The organism is Psychrobacter sp. UBA3480, assembly GCF_002377945.1.
In the GTDB taxonomy this organism is placed as follows: Bacteria; Pseudomonadota; Gammaproteobacteria; order Pseudomonadales; family Moraxellaceae; genus Psychrobacter.
Window position 1 is genome coordinate 96,824 of the sequence record NZ_DFQV01000020.1, and the last position, 25,575, is coordinate 122,398.

Genomic DNA, 25,575 nt, shown 5'->3' on the forward strand with positions numbered 1-25,575 from the left:
GATAGGCTTAATAGACCATTAAATAATAAAGTATTTAATCTGTTTTTAAGTATAAAAACTAAATCGCTAAGACTTGAATTTTACAGTGCCGCTGGTGCCAGTTGCCATCGCATCACGAGCTATCTTATCTTCTAAATGGTTCTTGGCGCTAATGGCATCAGGATCGGGGCGGTGCTCTGTATGTCCGCACTGAGTACATTCAATATACTCATCTGGGGCAGGAGTGACGATATTGACTTGCACCACAGCGTCCATCTCCTGACATTTTGGACAACGTACCCCTGCTAAAAATCGGCGCTTAGGACTAGAGGACTGATAACGCATTTAAATGACCTCGCGCGTCGTTTGAGTATTTGCGGCATCAATATCTTCAGCATCAGTGAAACCATTATGACGTAGCAAGGCATCGATACTGGCGCTACGACCGCGGAAGTTTTCGAAATTGGTCTTGGCCGGGAAACTGCCGCCAACAGATAAGATGGACTCACGGAACGCTTTGCCTGTCGCTGGGTTGAAAATACCGTCTTCTTCAAACTTGCTAAACGCATCAGCTGATAGCAGTTCCGCCCATTTGTATGAATAATAACCTGCAGCATAACCACCCGCGAAAACGTGACTAAAACCGTTTGCAAAGCGGTTATAGTCAGGTGTCTGCATAATAGCAATGTCATTTCGGACGGTATTGAGCGTCTCTAAAATATCGTCATAGCTAAGCGCTGGGGTGTGAGCATGAATCAGTAAGTCAAACAATGCAAACTCGATTTGGCGCAGCGTTTGCAGTCCACTCTGGAAGTTTTTGACTGCTAATAGGGCATCAAGTTTGTCTTTAGGTAACGGTTCGCCAGTCTCAACGTGACTGCTGATAAGCGCGATGCCTTCAGCGTCCCAAGCCCAGTTTTCCATAAACTGACTTGGAAGCTCTACCGCATCCCACTCAACACCATTGACACCAGCGACATCACCGACCGTCACTTGGGTCAACAAATGATGTAATCCATGACCAAACTCGTGGAACAAGGTCAGTACTTCGTCATGAGTCAATAAGCTTGGCTTACCATCAAGTGCTGGCGTAAAATTACCAACCATAAAGCAAACGGGCAGCTGCTGATGGTTCTGTTCTTCATAGCTATAGCGAGATTGAAAACCACTCATCCATGCACCGCCACGCTTACCGCTACGCGCAAACAAGTCAAAGTAAAAGCCACCGAGCAAGCGATCATCAGCATCGAATAACTGATAAAAACTTACATCGTCATGCCAGCGCGAGACTGAGTCACTTTCTGCATCTTTATAACTTTGCTCTTGTACTTTGATACCGTATAGACGCTCAACGATAGTGAACAAGCCATTAATCACTTTAGGTAATGGGAAATATGGACGAATTTCCTCTTGCGATAAGCTGAACTCACTTTGTTTTACCTTTTCAGCGATATAGGCGCTATCCCACGGTTGCAACTCGTCAATGCCATAATCGCTAGCGTATTTTTGTAGCTGTGCCAAATCTGCTTTGGCAGCAGGGGTTGCTTGCGTTGCTAAGTCACGTAAGAATGTCTCTACTTCTAAGACACTGTCTGCCATCTTGGTCGATAGGGATACTTCGGCATAATTTGCAAAACCAAGTAGCTTGGCTTTTTGCTCACGTAATGAGAGGATTTGACTCATATTGTCAGCGTTATTTAATGAGTTTCCTTTTGCATTGGTATGCGTATCAAACTCAGAGGCGCGTGTGACATAAGCGTGATACAGCGTTTCCCGTAAGCTGCGATCGTCCGCATGAGTCATAATCGCTAGATATACAGGGATATTCAAACTGGCCACATAGTAAGGAGTAGGAAGTGCATCTATATCGGCTTGGCTAAGAGCACCGCTAGCAAGCTCACGCGCTTTGTATTGCTCGCCTGCATCTGCCAGTAGGGCCAAACCACTCTCTGTTAACCCCTTTAACTGAGAATCTTCTAAAGGCAGGGCAAATGCTTGCGTCGCATCCAAGACATTGTCCGAAAAGGTTGCAGACAAGGTAGATAACTCGCTTTGGATAGCGGCAAACTTTTCTTGCTCAGCTTGAGGTAACGCAACGCCTGATAACTCAAAGCTACGTAATGCCAGTTCGATTGCACGTGCACGAGCAGGCTCTAACGTAGCAAAGAAATTTATGTCATTGACGATAGCTTGATAGCGATTAAACAAAGGCTGATGTTGGCCCACTCGCGTACCGTAAGCAGATAATTTTGGTAGCAGTTCATGGTGAACATGGCGAATCTCATCGTTGCTCATCACGCTATTGAGATGCGACAAAATACCCCAGCTACGATCTAATGCCAAATTAATATGATCAAAGCTCATCACATCTGCCAAAGCTTGTTCAGCGCTTATCTTTTCAGCACTTGTTTTTTCAGCACTTGTTTTTTCAGCACTTGTTTTTTCAGCACTGTCGCTTTCTATCGAGGTTAAGGTATCTAAAAAAGCATTGGCAGCATCAATGGCGTCAATCACTTGATTTTGTAAGGTATGTGGCGCAGTGTCGGCAAAATCGACAAGGCGTAAATCTAAAGGAGAAGGTGTCATATAGGTATCCGATATCAATGAATTATTATTAATCAAAATGAGAATGAGATAAATCTGGCTACTATGGAGATATACAGTGTGTTCTTGTTTTATATATAGATTATATAAAAGATGGGTTCGTTTGGTAAAAATACAACCTAAGCACTTTTATACGATTCAACTAATTAGGACAGTGCTAGCAATCTGAAAGTAGATGTCGAGATTCTGGTATTTAGATTCAACTTCTTAAGATAATTATCTGAATATGTAGCTATGTTCGTTAAGGCAGTTCTTTAACAATATAGAGTGCTCTACTTACAAAGCGCTATCATTTGCTTGCAAATTAACCCTACAGGGAGTGGGGTATAGCTGTTAGCATCAAGATAATGGAATTTAAATATTATGCATCGATAAGATGTAAGAAAAACACGGATAGAAATTTCTACGCTTATAACAGTATATGAGTGAAGAGATATATAAATTTAAAAATGAATGATAATAAAACAAGGAGCAATATATGAAAGCGACTCTTAAAAGTTTACGTGAAACTAAAGCGAACCCTGCAGTAAGTATCTTTGTTAAAACGCATCGTGAACATCCAGCTAATGAGCAAGATCCTATCGCTCTAAAAAATCAATTGAAAGTTGCCGAAGATCGTCTGACGAAAGAGTACGATAAACGCACAGCGACTACCATTCTAGATAATATTCAAAATAAAATAAATGAGCTCAATCACAATTATAACCTCGATACGTTGGCTATATTTGCTAGTACAGATGATGTGCAAGTCATCCGTATGCCAATTGATACGACAGAGCGCGTTGTGATTTCAGATAGATTTGCTACGCGTGACTTGGTCCGTGATATGGCAAGTGCGGTTCATTACTATACTGTGGTCTTAACTCGTGATAATGCTCGTTTGATTGAAGCATCTAATGACCGCGTTGTGAGAGAATTCGATAAAGATGACGATGCACAAAACAATATGGAGAACATTCAGTTCCCTGTTGAAAATAACGGACTATATACAACAGGTGACGGTGGCTCAGATCGCTCATCAAACAACGAAAGCAGTCACTTAAAAGAATTCTTTAACCAAGTTGATAAAAGTGTCCAAGAATTGTGGGGCGAGCATAAAATGCCTCTTGTCATAGTTGGTGATGCAAAAAATATTGGCTACTATAAAGAAGTCTGCGATCGTCCAGATAATATCATTGCTACAGTATCGAATGCGACCAATCTAGAAGATGGTAGTGCACAGCATATCGTTGACAGTGTGCAAGAAGCTGTAGAAGAGTATCGCACCTCACTGCACAAAGCTGCACTGGGTGAAATCGACAAAGCTCGTGGTGCGAATATGTTGCAGACGGATTTGCAGGAAGTATATCGCAGTGCTTTCCAAGGAGCTGGTGAGACACTTTATGTACGCCGTGGTTATATACAGTCCGCTAAGATTGATGAGAAAGCACAAACGTTAAGCCCTGCCAATGATGCGACTACGGAAGGCATCACAGATGATGCAATCGGTGAAATCATCGAACACGTCATTCATAATGGCGGCGAAGCTGTATTTATGCCACAAGACATCATGGGTGAAGATCAACCAATAGCGTTAGTAACTCGCTACTAATCTGACGATGACACTTATACGCGATGTTCATTTATGAATCAGCCATTTATGAATTAGCCATTGATAATACATAGGTGTAATATGAGAGCATTGGTTCAATACGATCCAGTGCTCTTTTTATGTCTATCATTACCATCACTATGGGTGCTATCGTAGCTGAGCCATTGATCTTTACTCCATAAATAATGAGCGTACAACTAACCAAACTATGACTACCACCTCTTTTGTTTTAACCAGCTACAACATCCACAAAGGCATGTCACCGCTGAATCGCCAAGTGAAGATGCAAGGTATTGCTCAGGCGCTAGAGTCTGTGGGTTCAGACGTCTTGTGTTTACAAGAAGTGCAAGGCCAAAACCTCAAGCGTAATATGCAATATAACGAGTACCCAGATCAATCACAGCATGAATGGTTCGGCGAATTTTTAGATCTGCAAAACAGTTACGGCAAAAACTCAGAGTACGAAAACGGTCACCACGGCAATGCAGTATTGAGCCGCTTCCCGCTAGATCCAAAACACAATGTAAATATTACGGTCAACAAGCTTGAGCAACGTGGGGTCTTGCACTGTGAGGTACAGCCTATCGGTTGGGGGATGCCAGTTGTCGTATTGTGTGCACACTTGAACTTGTTTGAGCGTGATCGTATCAAGCAGTATCAAGCGATTAGTGACTATGTTCGAAATGAGATTGCGCCGGATCAACCGCTTATTTTGGCAGGCGATTTTAACGATTGGAAAAAGATGTCTTGTGACAAACTGGCGTCAGATCTCGGTATGATAGAAGTGTTCAAGTATTGTCATGGCAAGCTGTTGCCAACCTTTCCCGCAAAACTGCCAGTACTCAGCTTAGATCGTATCTACGTGCGCAATTTGCTTGTGAAGGATGCTTGGGTACACACTGGAAAACCTTGGTCATCGCTATCAGATCATCTGCCCATTAGTGCAGAACTGATGCTGCCCTAATACCTAACTATAATAATTCGTCTAAATGTATTATATTGGCAATCTATCGATATATGAACAATTGTCTTTATTGATCATCTTATTGATTAACCATGTTCTCGATTGAAAGTGCTATTAACAGTACAACGTTTCAATAAAATGAATAACAAGTACAGCCTGATAAACAAAATATAAGGATATTCTACGATGGCAACAGCGTCTACTACTGATAACAATCAACAAGCTAACCATAACATACCTAAGACTCAGCACGCCGTACTCATACGCGAGTTCGGTGAGCCTGAAGTAATGAAATACCAAGATGGTGCTGATGTTCCTGAGCTACAGGACGATCAAGTACTGGTAAAAATTGCTTATGCTGGGATTAACCCTGTCGATTATAAGACTCGCCAAGGTAAAGGCTGGGGCGCGGAAAATATTCGTAAAGACAAGTTTGAGAATGATCAGCCAGCTATTTTAGGATTTGATGTATCAGGCGAAGTAGTCAGCAGCAATAGTGATGAGTTTGCGGTGGGCGATAGAGTAGCGGCCTTGACTTTTAGCGGTGGTGGCTATGCGCAATATGTGGCAGTAGATGCTAAGCTGCTTGCAAAAGTACCAAACAATGTCACTTTAGAGCAGGCAGGTGCTTTGCCTTGTATCGGACAAACGGCGCTACAATTTGTGGATTTTGCTGATATAAAAACAGGCGAGCATGTGGTGATTAATGCACCAGCAGGCGGTGTCGGTCATTTACTAATCCAATTGCTCATGAATAAAGTGGCTCAAGATAACATCAAGGTGACGGTAATTTGCTCGCCAGAAAAGTACGCCAAGCTTAATGAGTTGATAGACGTATCTAAGCTAGCAGGTTGGATAGATTATACCAAAGATGAAGCGTTCTCTGATCTACAAGCCGACGTGCTACTTGATTTAGTCGGTGATGAAGCAGGTGTCCGTGCGCTTAGCGTACTCAGATCAGGCGCCCGCGTGAATGTGTTGCCAACTATTTGGGTTGATAAGCTCAAAGAAGCCGGTCAGCAAAAAGACTTAGCAGTAGCAGGCTATAAAGCGCAGCGTAGTGGTCAAGATATGGCGCGTGTTTTACAGGAAGTAGCCGATGGTAAGCTGACTTTAAAGATTCAAAAAAACTATCCACTCTCAGAAGTCGTTGCAGCGCACCAGGAGCTACAAAAAGGCGACGCTTTCGGCAAGATTGTCTTAGCGGCAGCTGAGTGAATGTCAAGATTGCCTAATTATTAGGTAGTGTTTGATAGGATTTATTAGTAAGGGGATGTCTGTTGAAACCCAGTGAACTTAACTGATGACTTAACAAATCATACAAAAGTTTTATTTTGAACAACAGAACGTCCCTGTAGTCTTTGCTTATTTATCATAGGATAGAAAACGAACGATACTAATAAAGGGAATAATATGACTATCAACAATAAGACCACCAATGAAAAAATAACTGACCAAGTTGCATATGAATCCAAAGTCCGTGAAGAAATAGAAGCATGGAAGAACCCTGATAAAGGAATTTTGGATAAAACGCTAACAGTGCTTAATACCCCTGTGGTAGCAGCTGGTGATGCGTTAATGGAGGCTCCACAATTTGGTGATTCTTTAAAAAAAGCAACTGAGGAAACGATTAGTGCTTTAAGTGATGTAGCCAATTGGATACTAGACACTCAAAACGTTATCGATAGCTATCAAGAGATAGCAGATGTTGATAGCTCCTCGATTGAAACGCTGGCTGATATTAAACGTCTACCCATTGCAGTTGTAGATAAACAAGTTAGGCTTTTCAAAAGCAAATATGTAGCGCTAACCAGTGCGCAAGGGGTGACTACAGGGGTTGTAGGCTGGGCAGGTATCCCTGCTGATGTCGTTGGGCTTATTACAGCCAATCTACGTGCGATTGGGGAATATGCAACTTATTATGGCTTTGATATCAATGATAAAGGCGAACAGCTATTTGCTATGTCATTGTTGGCTGTGGCAACTTCTGCCTCTGTTGAGGAGCGTAAAGCGGCGCTAGATGACACTCATGCGATGATTAAAGATCCAGAAACTCAGGCATTTAATCAGATTAATGAAGAAGTCGTGTCTCGTGTACTGCGTCAGACAGCGACTAAAGTAGCCACTAACATCGTTAAGACAAAAGCGGCGCAAATTATTCCAGCGGTAGGCGCAGTGGTCGCAGGTGGTGTTAATGCTAGCTACACTGCCAATGTTTGTGAAGCTGCTTACCAGTGTTATCGTGAGCGTTTTTTGGATCGTCTAGCATAAGAGTTAGATGATTCGTTAAGTCAGCGATAGTATCAAGATGTAAGCATATGCCGAAACGTTAGACTGATTCGCCCAGCATCGACCGTCTTTGTCTTAGTAATCGTATGCTTCCAAAAGGTCTGTGTATCACCATGCATCACAACGAGCTGACCAGACTCAAGATAAAGTTCAACTTTGTCTTGAGTTTTTTTATGCTTAAAAACAAATTTACGTGTGGCACCAAGCGACAAGGAGGCGATGACTGGTTGATGACCGAGCTCTTTTTCGTCATCAGCATGGTAGCCCATACCATCAGTGCCAGAAGGGTAGTAATTAAGCAGGCAGGTATTGAAACTAGCGATGACACCGATTTCTGCTAAAGCTTGCTCGATATCTTGTTTCACGTGAAACACCATATCTGACCATGGAACAGTTTGCCGCACATGTCCCGAGTATTGATAATTGGCATCTTTGTCTCCCGTCCAGACAATTTTCCTAGTAGTTAGATGGGTCTTACCAAATAACGTCACGATGTCTGGCTGCCAAGGTAGCTCATGTAGTAGAGTATTATAAAGGGCAGTGGCATCGTCGATAACCACGCCTAGATCGTTCACTTTACCATCATAGGGTAGTAAGTTATCCGTGGGTGCAGGGGCAAAGAGGTCAGTCATAATTTAGTCGTTGTAAATCCTTATTTACTGCTTTGATAGTGCTCGTTGATAATTTGAGCGCATAGTTCAGGCGCTTCCATTGGCAATAGATGCCCATAATCTGACAGCGAAATAAGACTGCTAACTGGGACAAATTTTTTCCATTGCTTTCGTACTTTGTCATTGATGAACAGGGTAGGCTTCCCTGTAATCAAGGTGTAGGGACAGCGTAGTTTTTTGAGCGCAGCATCGATATGAGGGGCGCCAAAATAATTGGCCAGCTCTTGTTCTGGTGCAAACATAAGCGTATAGCTACCATCTGTATTTTTGCTCAAGCTTTGTTCAGCAAATACTTGCAAGTGCTCATCGCTGATACGCTTATAAGCACGCTGCGCACGTAGGCTCTCGTAATAACTATAGATACTTGGCCAAGTAGATTGCTTAGTTAACGTACTTTTGAAAGGCTCGCGACTCAGTAGGACAGAGCGTGGCAACAGGTTATAAAAGGTGGCTTGGTGTTTGGTAAATGTGACAGGCTCGATCAGGTACAACTGCGAAAACAACTCTGGACGTTTGGCAGCTGCCATCGCTGTAGCCGTAGCCCCTTGCGAATGACCAATACCTATGACAGGCTTATCTTGGGTCTTTTCTAAAAACTTAATCAGCATATCGGCATCTTGCTCGCGCGTCAGACGGCGGCTGTGCGGCTTATCATACCAGTAGCCACGTAGGGCAAGTGAGCTGATATCAAATTCAGTGGCTAGCTTGCTCAATAGTGGTGTATAAGTGCCAACGGTAAAACTATTACCACTATAAAAATGTGCTGGCGCGCGGGGAGTAGAGCTTGAATCTAGCGGCTGATTAAAATGGCTAAGGTCATAATAGCGTGCCTGTTTTCCGCCAAGATTAATACGGTTTGTGAATGCTTCCATAAAATAAACACTTCCTTGTGACTTATTTTGAGTGATTTTTTTGTAGTTTGTCTTCTTATGATTGAGCTGACTTAATGAATCCTAATTGTCTTCACCTAAGAAGCCACCGCTTTGACGCTGCCACAGTCGAGCGTAGACACCATTCAATGCCAATAGTTCATCATGACTACCTTGCTCAATGATACGGCCTTGATGCATAACGACCAGTCTATCTAGTGCTGCAATAGTAGACAGGCGATGGGCGATAGCAATAACGGTCTTGCCGGTCATGATGTCATTTAAGCTTTCGGTAATGGCATATTCGATCTCAGAATCTAGCGCACTGGTCGCTTCATCTAAAAGTAAAATCGGCGCATTTTTTAGCATAACACGTGAGATAGCAATACGTTGACGTTGACCGCCAGATAGTTTGACTCCGCGTTCACCTACTTGGGTATCAAGTCCTGTATTGCCTTTGTCATCGTACAAATCTTTGATGAAATCCCATGCCTGAGCTTGTTTGGCAGCGATCATAATCTCTTCATCAGTAGCATCAGGACGACCATAAGCGATGTTCTCACGTACAGTACGATGTAGCAATGACGTATCTTGAGTCACCATACCAATCTGTTGGCGCAACGATTCTTGTGTGACCTCATCGATAGCTTGACCATCAATCAGAATCTTACCACTATCGACATCAAAAAAGCGTAGTAGCAAATTAACTAAGGTCGATTTACCAGCACCTGAACGCCCAACCAAACCAATCTTTTCACCTGGCTTAATATCTAAGTGGAAGTTGTCTAATAGTTTGATGTATGAGTTAGGAGCGCGCTTAGCGATGTTGGTACTATCAACCGTTTCGCCAGTTTGGCCATTGCCTTCTTCGTCATTTTCATAACTGAAGTCAACATGGTCGAACACAATGCGACCGTCCGTGACGGCTAGCGCTGGTGCGTCAGGTTTATCAATGATCGTCTGCGGTGCTGATAACGTACGCATACCGTCTTGAACTGTACCGATACTCTCAAACAAACTGGCCGTCTGCCACATAATCCAACGCGTCAAACCATTTAGACGCAACGCCATCGCAGTCGCAGCAGCAATGGCACCAACACCAACTGCGCCTTGTTGCCACAAGTACAATCCAATACCTGCCGTACTACTGACCAAGATCACGCTGATAAGATGGGTCGATACTTCTAAATAGCTGACCCAGCGCATCTGCGCATGTACCGTACCTAGAAACTGTCCCATGGCATTTTTGGCATAGCCCAGCTCACGACGCGAATGGCTAAATAGCTTTACGGTCATAATATTGGCATAAGCGTCCGTAATTCGTCCTGTCATTAAGGCACGGGCATCCGCTTGCACAATCGCTGTCTCTTTGAGCTTAGGGATAAAGTACCAAATGGTGATAGCAACTAAGACCAGCCAAATGACAAAAGGAATGAGTAGTAAGCTGTCTAAATTAAACAGAATCACCCCTGAGGTGATAAAGTAAACAGAGACATACATAAACATATCAGTGACAGTCATCACGGTATCGCGTACTGCTAGCGCTGTCTGCATTACCTTAGCTGAGACGCGACCCGAAAACTCGTCCTGATAAAACTGCATGGATTGCCCAAGCATGCGCTGATGAAACCGCCAGCGCATCTGCATAGGAAACACGCCCTGCAAGGTCTGAAAGTGGATAAACGATGACAAGGCAATCCACAATGGACTTACTATCATGACAGCGAGCATGATGAGTAGCATATCGCCTTTTTCTACCCATAAGTTTTGCGGTGTATAAACGCCTAACCAATCGACGATATTACCTATCCAAGCAAACAGCATGGCCTCGTAGATACCGATACCAGCGGACAAAATCATAAAGATTAGTAGCCAGCCGCGTAGGCCATTGGTACATGCCCATAAAAACTTCAGCATACCATCGCGAGGTGATGGCAATGGCATAGGGGTGTCTGGAAAGGCGGGTAGGCGGTTTTCGAAAAAGCGAAATAAAGCATTCATAGGCAGTAATAAAACATCAATAGCAGTACGTCAAGATGAACGAGAGGACTCGTTATCTAGAATCTTTACTTTTGTGATTGGGATTAGGTGCTATTTTAGCAAAATTACTAATCATACCTGCATGCTAATTGTAATTTGCTTAAGAATAGCCATGTCTTGAGAGCTTCAGTTATAACCATAATAAATAGATTGCTGTAGAAAACATATTTTGTTACATTCTACATCCGAACTTATTCATGGTTTAAATATTGCTTTTATAAGCATGATTTCATTGCGAAAATCAGCTGATTAGCAAGTATTTTATTTAATGGTTTTTATAAATATATGAACAGTAATAACTCAACATTGAAGTTCAAAAGGTAGCAGTGAATGATGTATTTAATAATAGCGGTGCTATGTAGCGTCGCCGTCTCAGTACTTTTGAAAATATTGCGCCAGAAAAATATAGATATTCGTCAGACCATCGTAGCAGGCTATCCCGTGGCTTTTTTACTGACTTGGGTGTTACTAAAACCTGATATAGGGGCCATACATGCGCTTGATAGCGCTTGGAGCATCATCATTGCGCTTGGAGTGCTATTACCTGCCGTATTTATCATTTTGGGACGAGCTATTGAAGCGGTGGGGATGGTAGCAACCGACGCCTCTCAGCGCTTATCACTTATCATTCCTATCGTAGCGGCTTTTTTGCTATTCGGTGAGGTGCTGACTGGTACACGTATACTTGGACTGGCGTTAGGTTTTCTGGCATTAGGTGCGCTTGTCTATCGACCACAGCATAACGATATTACTCGGCAAGCAAAGCAGACGCCACTGTGGTTATTCGGGGTATGGGCAGGCTACGGCATTATTGATATTTTGTTCAAACAAGTGGCCAAACAAGGGGCGGCCTTTCCGTTGACTCTATTGGTTAGCTTCGGGGTAGCAGGTGTATTGCTTTTAGTCTATTTACTGGTCACACGGGTACGTTGGCAAAAACAAGCGCTTATGACAGGTCTACTGCTCGGCGCATTAAACATGGGCAATATTTATGCCTATGTGCGGGCACACCAAGTGCTGCATGATTCTCCCAGTATTGTTTTCACTGGTATGAATGTCGGTGTTATTGCCGTAGCGACATTGATTGGCGTAGGTGTTTTTAAAGAGCAGCTGAACCGTATCAATATAATAGGATTGTTATTGGCAGTCTGCTGTGTAGGGGTGCTATTTTTGGCGTAATGCACTCTGTCCAAAAGTATTGGTTTCATGATTTTTTGGCTATATTGTCACCTATCCTATATAGGCATACAAATCATCCTATGATAAGGTTATCTACAAATAACACGGCTTGTATGGAATAAAAAAGCTTAGTTTATGATATTTAACTTAACCAATAAAAATAGGATGCAGGCTCAATGGAATACGATAAGCAATTACAGCGTATAAAAAATGGTTCAGGTTTTATTGCTGCGCTTGATCAAAGTGGCGGCAGTACACCGAAAGCGTTAGAGACTTATGGTGTCAGCAGCGACGACTATGATAATGATGAGGCCATGTTTGATTTGGTTCATGAAATGCGTGCTCGTATCATGACGTGTGACTGTTTTGATAGTGAGCGTGTACTTGGTGCAATCTTGTTTGAAGACACCATGGAGCGCGAAGTCAATGGTAAGTCGACGGCCAATTACCTATGGGAAGATAAAAGTATCGTACCATTTTTGAAGGTAGATAAAGGTCTGGCTGAGCAAATGAGCGGCGTACAAGTTATGAAGCCAATCCCGAATTTAGATCTATTATTGGATAAAGCAAAAAACTATCCCGTATTCGGTACTAAAATGCGCTCAGTCATTTATGAGCCAAACGTCGATGGTATCGAGCTTGTGGTACAGCAGCAGTTTGATGTGGCGAAGCAGATTATTTCAAAAGGCCTGATGCCAATCGTTGAGCCAGAGGTCAATATTGATAGCACTCAAAAGCATGAGTGCGAGCTACTGCTAAAGGCAGATATACTGCGTAATCTAGAACGCTTAAGTGACAAACATCAAGTGATGCTCAAGCTGACGTTACCAGAAGAAGCAGGGTTTTATCAGGAGCTGATTGACCATCCTAAAGTGCTAAAAGTTGTGGCGTTATCTGGTGGCTATAGTCGTAGCGATGCTTGCGCCAAGCTCAAACAAAACCCAGGTATGATTGCGAGCTTCTCGCGTGCCTTTACCGAAGGCTTGAGTAAGCAACAAAACGATAGCGAGTTTGCTGAAACCATCAATGCCTCAATTGAAGAGATTTATGAAGCGTCAAAAGTGTAAACGTAGTAAATAAAAATTCGCACATAAATCATGAGTAAATAAGCAAAAAAGCCCTACTAGATAAGTATAAAAATACTTGAATAGTAGGGCTTTTATTATTTTAAAAGTATCGGTTATTAACTCTACACCTCTTTATATAACTGACGTCCTTCGTTGTTATATTTCTTAGTCATCTCGGCCATGCCTTGGCGAATTTCCTCAGCAGTGGCCTCCCCAACTTGTCCGACAAGCTCTGTATCTACCTCTTTGATTAAGTGACTAGCATCGGTTAGGTCGCCCGTTTGCGGCGTTACTTTTTGGTTGGCAGCATCTTTATCTAGTCCTGCTGCATATTCACGCACGTTTTGAGTGATTTTCATTGAACAAAACTTAGGGCCACACATGGAGCAAAAGTGTGCCGATTTGTGTGCGTCTTTTGGCAACGTCTCATCATGATATTCGCGTGCAGTATCAGGATCGAGCGCTAGATTGAACTGATCATCCCAGCGGAATTCAAAACGTGCTTTAGATAGTGCGTTGTCACGTGCCTGTGCTCCTGGATGACCTTTAGCAAGGTCGGCAGCGTGTGCGGCAATTTTATAAGTAATAATGCCATCTTTTACATCTTTTTTGTTTGGTAGACCCAAGTGCTCTTTTGGCGTGACATAGCATAGCATCGCTGTACCAAACCAACCAATCATCGCAGCTCCGATGGCGCTAGTAATATGGTCATAACCTGGAGCGATGTCTGTCGTTAATGGCCCTAAAGTGTAGAAAGGCGCGTCAGCACATAGCTCAAGCTGCAAGTCCATGTTTTCTTTAATGCGGTTCATCGCGACGTGTCCAGGGCCTTCAATCATCACCTGTACATCGTGCTCCCATGCCACTTTGGTCAATTCACCAAGCGTACGTAGCTCACCGAACTGCGCTTCATCATTGGCATCTTGCAAGCAGCCAGGGCGTAGACCATCACCTAAACTAAACGCCACATCGTACTGTTTCATAATCTCGCAGATATCTTCGAAATGCGTGTATAAAAAGCTTTCTTTGTGATGGGCTAGACACCACTGCGCCATGATAGAACCACCGCGTGAGACGATACCTGTCAGACGTTTTGCGGTGAGCGGCACATAGCGTAATAGCACGCCAGCGTGAATAGTAAAGTAATCTACGCCTTGCTCTGCTTGCTCAATCAACGTATCACGGAATATTTCCCATGTAAGGTCTTCAGCGACGCCATCGACTTTTTCTAATGCTTGATAAATCGGTACCGTACCAATCGGCACAGGAGAGTTACGGATTAGCCATTCACGGGTTTCATGAATATGATTACCCGTTGATAAATCCATAATGGTATCCGCACCCCAACGTGTTGCCCACGTCATTTTAGATACTTCTTCATCGATAGACGAACCTAGCGCTGAGTTACCGATATTGGCATTGATTTTCACCAAGAAATTGCGCCCGATGATCATTGGCTCAGATTCAGGGTGATTAATATTGTTTGGGATAATAGCGCGTCCAGCCGCTACTTCATCACGAACAAATTCAGGGGTAATGATTTGAGGCGTATTGGCACCGAAGCTCTCGCCATCGTGTTGACGCATATCGGTCAGTTCATGCTGTTTTTGCGTTTCGCGTATGGCGATATATTCCATCTCAGGAGTGATGATGCCACGACGTGCGTAGTACATTTGCGTGACGTTCTGTCCTGCTTTGGCGCGACGCGGTTTATCAATATGAGCAAATCTAAGATTGGCAGTACTGATATCACGAGCACGTGCTTGTCCGTATGAGCTAGATAGGCCGCTTAACTGCTCTGTATCATTGCGTTCTGCAATCCAGTTCTCACGCAGTTTTGGCAATCCACGTGTGAGGTCGATATCGACATTAGGGTCAGTATATACACCTGAGGTGTCATACACATAAAACGGTGGATTATGCTCACCGTCTTTATCTCCGGTGCCACCAACAGGCGTATCAGCCAAGCTGATTTCACGCATCGGTACTTGGATGTCAGGTCTTGAGCCTTCGATATAGACTTTTCGTGAGGCAGGTAAAATACGGTGCAAGTCGCGCGCATCTTCTTCGAAACGGGCATCACTTGCGGCACGGTGAGCAGGGGTTTTTAGCGCATCTGCTTTTTTATCTGCTTTGACGTTGGTCGTGTCAGCAGCATTTGAAGCAAGCGTTGAGTTGTCGGCTGGGTTATGCGTTTGGGCTTTCGGTGCAATTGAGGTAGTGTCTGCAGTAGTCATATGCTGTCCTAGCGTGTTGGTTTTTGAATAAAATCAACACCGCCAGTATCTGCGGGGGTAGCCATCCATCATCTAGACAAATTTATATCATGAACCCACAACTTCGACCAAAAAATATCGTCGCGCATGGTGCTCATCAAATATTGGACGCAAATTTATATCTTCTCTTCTTATCCGGTTATGCATCACGCATATCAAGACAGTAGTGACGATAAAAATGTATTTCTACGCGCCCTTTGTCATAAATAACAAAGTGCTTAAGACTTCCCTGCGTCGGTACTAACCGCATCAGGTTCGGCGGGTGATCTCTCAGCGAATGTATCAAGGCGACTACTTTAATAAAACAAGTTTAATAAAATGAGCCAAAAATACACCGCACCCCGAGTCTGTCAGTGTTGTAAATCAGCCTTCATACTAACAAAATTCTGTACCAACGGCTAATGGTATTTGGATACAAATATTCTGTGTCATACATACAGTTCCATATTTGCGTGAATAATTTTTTTGAGTGTTGATAGATGAGGATGCTTAGTACTGCTAGGCTGTAGATAAATTATTCAAATATTATGTAAAGCGAATGAAGGATTCTAGAAGTTGTCATTAAACTGTCATAAAGATTTGGCAAGATAGCACGCATATCACAAGCAATGCTTTTTTATACCGTTGTTAAACTTCAGGAGTCCTACATGCGTTATTCGTTATTAGCAGTGGCCGTCAGTTGTACATTAATGCTTACGGCGTGTAATAAGTCAACAGATACGGCGGAGCCAACTGCTGATACTAGCAGTAGCGCTGTGACAACAGCTGAAACAACCTCTCAAACAGCATCTTCTGCTACGTCAGATTTTAAATCTGCTGAAAATATCGCTATGAATATTACAGGTGCAGGTGCGTCGTTCCCGCAGCCTATCTATGCGAAATGGTCATATGACTACAATGCTGCGACCGGCGGCCAAGTCAACTATCAGTCGATTGGTTCATCTGGTGGTATCAAACAAATTCAGTCAAAGACAGTAGACTTTGGTGCTTCTGATGCACCGATGACACCTGAAGAGTTAGACGAAGCAGGTTTGATTCAGTTCCCAACAGTCATCGGTGGTGTTGTACCAATCGTCAACATTGATGGTGTTGAGCCTGGTGCATTGAAACTAGACGGCACAACGTTGGCTGATATCTATTTGGGTAAAATCAGTAACTGGAATGACCCTGCGATTAAGGCGATGAACCCAGATTTGACCTTGCCAGATGCCCCAATCACAACAGTATTCCGCTCAGATGGTTCAGGTACGACGTTTAACTTTACTGACTATCTTGCCAAGGTTTCACCAGACTGGAAAGACACCGTTGGTGTTGATAAAACCGTCAAATGGCCGACTTCTGCTACTGGTGCAGGCGGTAAAGGTAACGAAGGCGTTTCAAGCTACGTGAACCGCATGAAAAACTCTATCGGCTATGTTGAGTATGCTTACGCTAAGCAAAATAAGATGTCACATACTGCGCTGAAAAACGCAGCTGGTAACATTGTACAGCCATCTGCTGAGACGTTTGCTGCGGCAGGTGATATCGACTGGTCACAACAAGAAGGCTTTTATAAAGTCATCACCAACTCTGAAACTGACCAAGCATGGCCTATCGCTGCTGCGACCTTTATTTTGGTACATAAGCAACCAGAAAATCCTCAGCAAGTCGCTGGCGTGTTGAACTTCTTTGACTGGGCTTATACCCAAGGTGATGACAGCGCTATGGAACTAGACTACGTACCATTCTCTGACACAGCAGTGGCATTGTTCAAAGAGAAGTGGAACGAAGTGAAAGGTAGCGATGGACAGCCTGTCTACAAGCCAGCTCAGTAATTTGTTTCTGCTAAATACTATTTAGCAACCGACAAGTTATCCTCTCGAATAACTATTCTCCGGTAGTTATTTGAGAGGTTTTAACACAGCAAATTTGATGAATACATCTCGATAAATATGCTTACTCATACCGTTTAAGTTTGTTGTGTTAAAACCTGAGATACATCTTTTTAATATTTCGACTCATTCCATTCAATGCTGAGACACTTATGACAGACTTAAGGTCCCAACTGGCTAAACAAAAACGTTACGACGCTTTATTTGTGAATTCTACTAAAGCGTTTGCCATACTCGTCCTCCTATCTTTAGGGGGCATTTTGGTGTCTCTAATTGTTGGAGCATGGCCGAGTATTCAAGAGTTTGGTTTGGGGTTTTATACCAGCAATAACTGGGATACAGTTGCCAATGAATACGGGGCACTAGCGCCTATTTACGGCACCTTAGTCACCTCATTTATCGCTATTATTATCGCGGTTCCAGTCAGTTTCGGTATTGCGATATTTTTAACCGAGATGTGCCCTAAGTTCCTCAAAAAACCACTTGGTATCGCCATTGAGTTGTTGGCTGGTATCCCATCTATCATTTATGGTATGTGGGGATTGTTCGTATTTGCGCCATTCTTTGGTGATCACATTCAGCCATGGTTCATTGAGCACGTCGGGCCTTTGCCTATTATCGGTAAACTGTTTGCAGGTGCGCCTATGGGACTGGGTATGTTTACCGCCTCCCTAGTACTTGCCATTATGATCATACCGTTCATCGCTGCCACCATGCGCGATGTTTTCTCTGTCGTACCAGATTTACTGAAAGAGTCAGCATATGGCATGGGCGCGACGACTTGGGAAGTCATGTTCAAGATTATCCTGCCTTATACCAAAGCTGGTGTCGTTGGTGGTGTAATTTTGGGTCTTGGTCGAGCATTGGGTGAGACGATGGCCGTTACTTTCTTGATTGGTAATGCGTTTAATATCAGTCCAAGCCTATTCACTTCTGGTGTGACAATTACCTCAGCCTTGGCCAATGAGTTTGCTGAAGCGTCTAGTGAGCTACATCTTGCGTCTCTACTACATTTAGGCTTAATCTTATTTGTCATCACCTTCATTGTGCTGTCTTTAGCAAAACTGATGCTCATGCGCATGGATCACAAAGCAGGTAACCGATAAGTCTGTTACCGATTTATTGAACCTTGATAGATATTGATAAAAGATATGGGAAATAAATATTATGCCTGCTAACAATGCGATCAATGCACCACTACCTACTAAGCTAAACGGCGCTACCCGCTACAATCAAAGCCTTTATAACAAGCGTCGTTTGACCAACAAGTTAGGTCTGGGTTTTGCTATGTCAGCGATGGTTTTTGGCCTGTTTTGGTTGTCATGGATTTTGGTGACTTTGTTTGTTGAAGGCTTCCAAGGTATGGTGCAGCTACCAATCTTTACCGCTGATACGCCGCCACCAATGAGTGCAGGCGGTTTGCGCAATGCTATTGTTGGTTCGGTCATGTTGGCGTTTTCAGGCTTGTTTATCGGTGCACCTATTGGCCTTATGACAGGTATTTACTTATCTGAGTTTTCTAAAGGTAGTATGCTTGGCAAGGTCACTCGCTTTTTAAATGATATTCTATTGTCAGCACCATCGATTGTCATCGGTCTATTTATCTATGCACTGATGGTAAAAGGTCAAAGTTTCTCTGGTTGGGCAGGCGCGTTAGCATTGGCATTGATTGTTATTCCGGTAGTCGTGCGTACGACAGAAAACATGCTGAATCTGGTACCGAATAGTCTACGTGAAGCGGCCTATGCGCTAGGTACTCCTAAATGGAAGCTGGTCACTCAGGTAACTGTAAAAGCTGCGCGAGCTGGACTGACCACAGGTGTGCTATTGGCTTTTGCTCGAATCACCGGTGAGACAGCACCGTTACTATTTACCGCACTTAACAATCAGTACTTCAGTACAGATATGGGTCAGCCTATTGCTAACTTACCCAATACCATTTACCAGTTTGCGATGAGTCCTTATGACAACTGGCATACATTGGCTTGGGCGGCAGCATTACTTATCACCGCATCTGTCCTAGTATTGAATATTTTGGCAAGATTTATCGGTGGTAGAGGTCAGCCCAAATAAGGGCTGAGAGCAGACCAGACCGTAGCACGCTACACGCTAAGCATTTACTTAAACTTATATGAAATTAATTGAGCTAGGTTGAAATATTATGAATGATGTCCTAAGCAACGTCCGTACGAACACGACTGCTGACAACTTTAATACGGCAACAGGCAGCCTATTAAATAGACCCATGTCTACTAGCGCCCAAGCTCAGCAACCAAACACTGCTGATTTCAGTAAGCAAACGATTCAAGATATTCCTAAGAACATGCCTGCTGCAAAAATGGAAGTTCGAGATCTAAACTTCTATTACGATGATTTTCAGGCATTAAAAAACATCAATATCGATATCGCCGATAAAAAAGTGACTGCTTTTATTGGTCCTTCAGGTTGTGGCAAGTCTACGCTACTACGTACCTTTAACCGCATGTACGATCTATATCCAGGTATGCGTGCAGAAGGAAGCATTAATTTAGATGGCAAAAACATCTTGGGTAAAGACATCGATGTGAACTTATTGCGTGCTCAAGTTGGTATGGTTTTTCAGAAGCCAACGCCGTTCCCGATGTCAATCTATGACAATGTCGCCTTTGGCGTACGACTGTACGAAAAATTAAGTAAGGCTGAGCTGGATCATCGCGTAGAGTGGGCACTGAAAAAATCAGCGCTATGGCCAGAAGTGAAAGACAAGCTAAAAGCATCAGGACTGTCGCTATCAGGTGGCCAGCAGCAGCGTCTATGTATCGCACGTAGCGTCGCGACCAAACCTGAAGTACTGTTGCTTGACGAGCCGACATCAGCACTGGATCCTATCTCGACGGGTGCTATCGAAGATTTGATCGAAGATCTGAAAAACGACTATACCATCGCTATCGTCACTCATAATATGCAGCAGGCGGCACGCGTATCTGACTATACGGTCTATATGTATTTAGGCGATATGATTGAGATGGGTGAGACCGATCAGATATTTACCAAACCTACCCAAACCGCGACGGAAGACTATATTACAGGTCGTTATGGCTAACATTGATTGAGATTGAAATCGGTACAAGCAGACAAAGCTAGTTAACATGTCATAAGCCGACTTTCTAACTTCGCAAGCACACCGCGCTATTAAAATATAGATTCTAGGGAATACCTCTCATGCAAAGTGATAAGCATATCTCCAAAAGTTTTGACCAAGATCTTGATGAAGCCATCCGTTTATTTCTATACATGGGTGATAGCGCGGCTAACCAAGTGGCCAAAGCCATACACGCTCTTATCGATAAAGATGAAACACTGGCGCAAGAAGTCATCGATATGGACTTCGATATCAATCGAATGGAAGTCGAACTCGACGAGCACATTTTATTATTGGTCGCCAAACGCCAGCCAGCAGCCAGTGATTTGCGCTTAGTCATGTCAATCAGTAAAGGTGTGGTCGATTTGGAACGTATCGGCGATGAAGCGGTAAAAATTGCGCGAATGGCCAGTAAAATAGCGGCAGAAGGCAAATCAGCATACGGCTATGCTGAGGTTCAGCATTTGAGCAATCAAGTTCGTCTGATGCTAAACAACTCGTTAGAAGCTTTTAGTCAATCAAATGCGGAGCAAGCGTTTGAAGTGATGCGTAATGATAGCGTGGTCAATACCGAATATCAGTCAGCCATACGCGCCTTGATGACCTATATTATGGAAGACTCGCGCCATGTATCAAAAGTCATTAATATTATGTGGATATTACGATCGCTAGAGCGTATTGGTGACCATGCACAAAATGTCGCAGAGCTAGTCATTAACTATATCAGTGGGCAGGACGTGCGTCATTCAGACTATGCGATGGTCGAAAAAGCGGTGCAAGAAGCCAATGACCGATTGGCTGCTCGTCAAGTTAGTACATTGTCAGCCAATGATCTTGAAACGTCAGATAGTGATGAAGGCTGCTAGGAATGACTGTGATCTTCACCTTATAATAAAAAAACGCGCTAAAGTAAGCGCGTTTTTTTATAACTACTAAATGTAGCTAGTAGAAAGCCAGTAAATACTAGCTTTCTGGTGTCCAGCCTTGTGCACGCTCATAGTCTTCGTTGTCTAAGAACTTATCACGCTGCTCTGTCAAAAACTTTTTGGCAGCAGGATCCATCATGCTTAGATGGTTTTCATTAATAAGCATCGTTTGATGCTCAAGCCATTCTTTCCACGCCTTTTCAGATACGGTCTCTTGCAGCTCTTGACCTTTTTTATTAGGGAAGGGTGGATGCGGCATCTTTGGTAAATCTTGCTTATATTTACGGCAAAACACAGTATTTGCTTGAGGGTTGAAAGTCTCAGTCATAAGGCATTCCTTATTCATTATATTAAGTGGTTAAATCAAATATCATATGAGTCTATGATAACGGTCTTGGTAGATTTAGCAAAGGGTACTAATGTATATCGTCAAGCCTCTATTCATTTGTTATAAAGTCTCTGGTAGTTGGTGTATGACAAACACTAACTACGTTTGACCTTTTTATTGAAATTTCCAAAGCTAGTGATATTTTGAAAATGACATTGGCCAAACCAGTAGAGGTCATAGGACAAATAAAAACACCCGCATAAGTAGCGGGTGTTAAGTTTAAATTAGCAAGTTGGCTGTTATTTGCAAATTAATGATTAAGCAAAGGCTTTTAAGCGAGCACGGCCATTGATCACCGCTTGCTTGACTTGGTTTGGTGCAGTGCCACCTAAATGGTCACGAGCTGCTAATGAGCCTTCTAGCGTTAGATAGTCGAAGACATCTTCACCGATAGCATCGCTAAATTGCTGTAGCTGTGCCAATGACAAATCACTTAGATCAACACCCTCTTTGATGCCTAAAGCAACAGCGTTACCAACGACTTCATGAGCGTCACGGAATGCCACACCTTGACGTACTAAGTAATCTGCCAAGTCAGTTGCAGTCGCATAGCCTTTCATCGTCGCAGCACGCATGGCATCGACGTTTGGCGTGATGTTTGGTAGCATATCAGCAAAGGCAAGCAGCGAACCTGTCAACGTATCAACGCAATCAAACAAAGGCTCTTTGTCTTCTTGGTTGTCTTTGTTGTAGGCAAGTGGCTGGCTCTTCATTAGGCTAAGCAAAGTCATCAACTGACCAAAGACACGTGCCGCTTTACCACGTACCAACTCCGGTACGTCAGGGTTCTTCTTTTGCGGCATAATCGATGAGCCAGTACAGAAGCGGTCTGGTATCTGCACAAAATTAAACTGCGCTGACATCCAAAGAATAATCTCTTCGCTCATGCGTGACATATGCATCATCAGGATAGAAGCCGCTGAAGTAAACTCAATCGCAAAGTCACGGTCCGAAACAGCATCGAGTGAGTTTTGACAGATACCTTCAAAACCTAGTAGTTCGGCAGTGATGGTACGATCGATTGGGAAAGTCGTACCAGCAAGCGCTGCGCTACCAAGTGGCATCTGATTGATACGGCGACGTGCATCAACAAGACGCTCGGTATCGCGATACAACATCTCAAACCATGCCATCACGTGATGCCCAAAGCTAACAGGCTGTGCTGTTTGCAAATGAGTGAAGCCTGGCATGATAGTATCAGTATGTTGCTCAGCCAAATCAAGTAAACCACTTTGCAAACGTACTAATAACTCAATGATATTATCAGTCTCTTCGCGCAACCATAGGCGAATGTCTGTGGCTACCTGATCGTTACGGCTACGACCAGTATGTAGCTTTTTACCAACGGCACCTATAATGTCAGTCAAACGTGACTCGACGTTCATATGCACGTCTTCAAGGGCGATCGACCAGTTAAACTCACCTGCTTCAATCTCGCGCAATACTTGCTGAAGGCCATCAATAATAGTGGCGACTTCATCAGCAGTTAAAATATCACATTCTTTCAGCATCGTTGCATGCGCAATCGAGCCTTGAATATCGTGACGAGCAAAGCGTTGGTCAAAGCCTACAGAAGCAGTAAAGGCGGCAACGAAGCTATCTGTCGCTTCACTAAAGCGCCCGCCCCACATTTGTTGGCCTTGGCTACTAGCAGGCGCAGTCTGCGTTGTGGTACTTGTTATAGAAGCATCTGTGCTAAAATCAGAGTCAGATGAACTTTTACTTGATTCAGGATTACTAGGTTTTGAAGAATTGGCGTTCATATCGGTACAAGACAAGTCAAGAGAATAAGAACTCGAGTATAGCAAATGATGAGGTTGCCTTACTAGCTACACGCTTAGAGTTTTTTATTCCTAAACTCATGGAAATCATGAGGCCTTGGCAGTGGCTGACATATATCTTTTTTTGGTCACTGTTTTTGACGGTGATTGAGCGCCATGGTCTATCAGGCTGGTCTGATTTTATTATCAAGTTTTTTTCTCGCGTGATACAAAATGCACTGACAGTTATTCCCGCACTATATTTGGTCGATTATTTGCGTCCTGTCTTCAAAAACGCGAGCATTCCTAGTGTGAGTTTGCGTATTGTCATGCTCATGATGTTTTCTGCCACGGTCTCTATGGTGTTGGTGGTTTTGGTTATGATCAATCTAGGGTGGATGGAGTATAACCGTCAAGCTTTTGTCATTAATTTGCTTTTCAACACAGTGCTTACCGGTGGTTTTACTGCTGTGTTCTTATTGTATTTTTTGCGTAGCTATCGTGAGCTTAATGCGCTTAAGTTGTCCTTTGAATATAAATTGACCGCTCAAAATGATCTAATAAAAGCCCGTACGGCTCCGCACTTTTTCTTTAATACTATCAATACACTTGTATCACTGATTGAATCAAACCCGCCAAAAGCCGCTATCTTATTACAGCACGTCTCTGCATTGTTCCGTGCTAGTTTTAGTGGTACACGCGAGATTAGCTTTGAAGAAGAGGTTGATCTTTGTGAGCATTATTTGGCAATCGAATCTAGTCGTTTAGCAGATAAGCTCGAAGTCAATTGGAAGTTACCTGAAGAAGATATCATGTACGACATGGTTATCACTGCGCTAACGCTACAAAGCGTGCTAGAGAAAATACTCCTCAATGTGGTAGAGATGACCACAGAAACTATCTGCATTAATATCGAAGTCACGTGGGAACAACACCGAGTTAAAATCATGATTGATGTTGCGCTTCCCAAAAAGACATTAATCATTAATCATGACTTGCGCCAACATATTGATTTCTATATTCAAGCTGATCGTTTGCGCGCCCATTTTGGACAAAGTGCTGATATACAAAGCTCGGTAGCCAGCACTCAAATTATCACCATTATCGACTATCCTCTACAAGACGTCGGTTTATAACTTACTATTCTTTATTAGCTTTCTTCATTTTTTCAACTCTTAAAATCTTATATGGCATACTTATTGCATTACCATGCATAGGTATCACAATTTGTATTTGATAAATAATGATTACGAATCAGTAATATCATAACTACCGTGAAACACAATTACACCATATAAAATCTACCTATAGCAGGAGTATATTGTCCGCTATAAAAACTGGTGGTTTTCGTCAGAATTTTATTAAATAATTTAGATTTTATATTCTAAGTGATTGATAATGAGTGCTAATATAGCCGTAATACTATTGAAAAAAATATTAAGTATGTCCTTGGATGGGAGTTTGCATGCGTATCGTAGTTTGTGATGATGAGCCCCTAGCGCGTGAGCGCTTGGTGAGAATTGTACAGGAGTCAGGCCATGAGGTAGTTGCTCAGGCCACAACAGGTGCAGAAGCCATCGTCGCTGTAAAAACCCAGCAGCCAGATATCATATTATTAGATATCCGAATGCCTGAAATGGACGGAGTGCGCTGTGCTCAAGAGCTTGCCAAACTTGAGCATCCACCAGCGATTATATTTGTGACGGCATACGACCATTATGCGATCGCAGCATTAAAAGCCAATGCAATTGGCTATTTGTTGAAACCTGCAAACAAAGATGAGCTACTAGAGGCATTAAACAAAGCAAAGAACCTAAATGCCGCTCAACTAAACGAAATTCGCAAGCTTGAAGACCCGACAGCACGTCCGATACGTGAACATATCGCTGCTCGTACGCATCGCGGTGTTGAACTGATTAAGCTAAAAGATATCTACTATTTTGCAGCAGATCAAAAATACGTCAAAGTGCGTCACAAAGA

General features: G+C 43.1%; 21 protein-coding genes and 1 riboswitch. Of the genes, 13 read left to right on the forward strand and 8 right to left on the reverse strand.

Annotated features, from left to right (window positions below; genetic code table 11):
• Positions 1-66: 66 nt before the first annotated feature.
• Positions 67-324: a YheV family putative metal-binding protein gene (locus tag B2863_RS07725; RefSeq protein WP_296208958.1), complete on the reverse strand. Its 258-nt coding sequence runs from the start codon at positions 322-324 to the stop codon at positions 67-69.
• The gene (locus B2863_RS07730; RefSeq protein WP_296208962.1) at positions 325-2,565 is read right to left on the reverse strand and encodes a M3 family metallopeptidase; all 2,241 of its coding nucleotides are present in this window, start codon (positions 2,563-2,565) and stop codon (positions 325-327) included.
• Positions 2,566-3,061: 496 nt separating this feature from the next.
• On the opposite strand from B2863_RS07730, the gene B2863_RS07735 reads away from it, so the two are divergent.
• The 4 genes from B2863_RS07735 to B2863_RS07750 all read left to right on the forward strand — a co-directional run bounded on the left by B2863_RS07735 (position 3,062) and on the right by B2863_RS07750 (position 7,409).
• Complete coding sequence (locus B2863_RS07735; RefSeq protein WP_101204654.1) at positions 3,062-4,174, forward strand: hypothetical protein; 1,113 nt, start codon at positions 3,062-3,064, stop codon at positions 4,172-4,174.
• A gap of 208 nt (positions 4,175-4,382) precedes the next feature.
• Positions 4,383-5,138 (forward strand): endonuclease/exonuclease/phosphatase family protein, encoded by a 756-nt coding sequence (locus B2863_RS07740; protein ID WP_296208967.1) that lies wholly within the window; start codon positions 4,383-4,385, stop codon positions 5,136-5,138.
• A 186-nt stretch (positions 5,139-5,324) separates the two neighbouring features.
• A complete protein-coding gene (locus B2863_RS07745) occupies positions 5,325-6,356 on the forward strand; it encodes an NADP-dependent oxidoreductase (protein ID WP_296208969.1) in 1,032 nt (343 codons plus the stop codon).
• A 195-nt stretch (positions 6,357-6,551) separates the two neighbouring features.
• The gene (locus B2863_RS07750; RefSeq protein WP_296208972.1) at positions 6,552-7,409 is read left to right on the forward strand and encodes an EcsC family protein; all 858 of its coding nucleotides are present in this window, start codon (positions 6,552-6,554) and stop codon (positions 7,407-7,409) included.
• Between the two features lie 32 nt (positions 7,410-7,441).
• On the opposite strand, the gene B2863_RS07755 is transcribed toward B2863_RS07750, so the two are convergent.
• The 3 genes from B2863_RS07755 to B2863_RS07765 form a co-directional block, all read right to left on the reverse strand.
• Complete coding sequence (locus B2863_RS07755) at positions 7,442-8,059, reverse strand: alpha-ketoglutarate-dependent dioxygenase AlkB family protein (protein WP_296208974.1); 618 nt, start codon at positions 8,057-8,059, stop codon at positions 7,442-7,444.
• A gap of 20 nt (positions 8,060-8,079) precedes the next feature.
• Positions 8,080-8,970, reverse strand: coding sequence for an alpha/beta fold hydrolase (locus B2863_RS07760; protein ID WP_296208977.1), 891 nt, complete (start codon positions 8,968-8,970; stop codon positions 8,080-8,082).
• 81 nt (positions 8,971-9,051) lie between these two features.
• Positions 9,052-10,968, reverse strand: a complete 1,917-nt coding sequence (locus tag B2863_RS07765) for an ABC transporter ATP-binding protein (protein WP_296208979.1) — start codon at positions 10,966-10,968, stop codon at positions 9,052-9,054.
• Positions 10,969-11,337: 369 nt separating this feature from the next.
• Between B2863_RS07765 and B2863_RS07770 the strand changes: the two genes are divergently transcribed.
• Together B2863_RS07770 and B2863_RS07775 are read left to right on the forward strand one after the other, a co-directional pair.
• Positions 11,338-12,186, forward strand: coding sequence for an EamA/RhaT family transporter (locus B2863_RS07770; protein WP_296208982.1), 849 nt, complete (start codon positions 11,338-11,340; stop codon positions 12,184-12,186).
• Positions 12,187-12,362: 176 nt separating this feature from the next.
• Entirely contained in the window at positions 12,363-13,253 is an 891-nt protein-coding gene (locus B2863_RS07775; RefSeq protein WP_296208984.1) for a fructose bisphosphate aldolase, read from the forward strand.
• 122 nt (positions 13,254-13,375) lie between these two features.
• On the opposite strand, the gene thiC is transcribed toward B2863_RS07775, so the two are convergent.
• Positions 13,376-15,490, reverse strand: coding sequence for a phosphomethylpyrimidine synthase ThiC (gene thiC, locus B2863_RS07780; RefSeq protein WP_296208985.1), 2,115 nt, complete (start codon positions 15,488-15,490; stop codon positions 13,376-13,378).
• A 248-nt stretch (positions 15,491-15,738) separates the two neighbouring features.
• Positions 15,739-15,883: riboswitch (TPP riboswitch) on the reverse strand.
• Positions 15,884-16,176: 293 nt separating this feature from the next.
• Here thiC and pstS point away from each other — a divergent pair.
• The 5 genes from pstS to phoU all read left to right on the forward strand — a co-directional run bounded on the left by pstS (position 16,177) and on the right by phoU (position 21,387).
• Positions 16,177-17,343 (forward strand): phosphate ABC transporter substrate-binding protein PstS, encoded by a 1,167-nt coding sequence (pstS, locus tag B2863_RS07785; RefSeq protein ID WP_057757805.1) that lies wholly within the window; start codon positions 16,177-16,179, stop codon positions 17,341-17,343.
• A 209-nt stretch (positions 17,344-17,552) separates the two neighbouring features.
• Positions 17,553-18,506, forward strand: a complete 954-nt coding sequence (pstC, locus tag B2863_RS07790) for a phosphate ABC transporter permease subunit PstC (protein WP_191114511.1) — start codon at positions 17,553-17,555, stop codon at positions 18,504-18,506.
• Positions 18,507-18,567: 61 nt separating this feature from the next.
• The gene (pstA, locus tag B2863_RS07795; protein WP_296208988.1) at positions 18,568-19,473 is read left to right on the forward strand and encodes a phosphate ABC transporter permease PstA; all 906 of its coding nucleotides are present in this window, start codon (positions 18,568-18,570) and stop codon (positions 19,471-19,473) included.
• A gap of 88 nt (positions 19,474-19,561) precedes the next feature.
• Positions 19,562-20,482 carry a phosphate ABC transporter ATP-binding protein PstB gene (pstB, locus tag B2863_RS07800; protein WP_414706907.1) on the forward strand — a complete coding sequence of 307 codons (921 nt, stop codon included), beginning with the start codon at positions 19,562-19,564 and terminating at the stop codon, positions 20,480-20,482.
• 119 nt (positions 20,483-20,601) lie between these two features.
• Complete coding sequence (gene phoU / locus B2863_RS07805) at positions 20,602-21,387, forward strand: phosphate signaling complex protein PhoU (protein WP_296208991.1); 786 nt, start codon at positions 20,602-20,604, stop codon at positions 21,385-21,387.
• 97 nt (positions 21,388-21,484) lie between these two features.
• On the opposite strand, the gene B2863_RS07810 is transcribed toward phoU, so the two are convergent.
• Both B2863_RS07810 and argH read right to left on the reverse strand, forming a co-directional pair.
• Positions 21,485-21,775, reverse strand: coding sequence for an oxidative damage protection protein (locus B2863_RS07810; protein WP_057757820.1), 291 nt, complete (start codon positions 21,773-21,775; stop codon positions 21,485-21,487).
• Positions 21,776-22,092: 317 nt separating this feature from the next.
• Entirely contained in the window at positions 22,093-23,466 is a 1,374-nt protein-coding gene (gene argH, locus B2863_RS07815) for an argininosuccinate lyase (RefSeq protein ID WP_296209791.1), read from the reverse strand.
• 239 nt (positions 23,467-23,705) lie between these two features.
• Between argH and B2863_RS07820 the strand changes: the two genes are divergently transcribed.
• Complete coding sequence (locus B2863_RS07820) at positions 23,706-24,731, forward strand: histidine kinase (protein WP_296208994.1); 1,026 nt, start codon at positions 23,706-23,708, stop codon at positions 24,729-24,731.
• Between the two features lie 329 nt (positions 24,732-25,060).
• Positions 25,061-25,575: LytR/AlgR family response regulator transcription factor (locus tag B2863_RS07825; protein WP_296208997.1), on the forward strand; the 515-nt coding region annotated here is incomplete at its 3' end.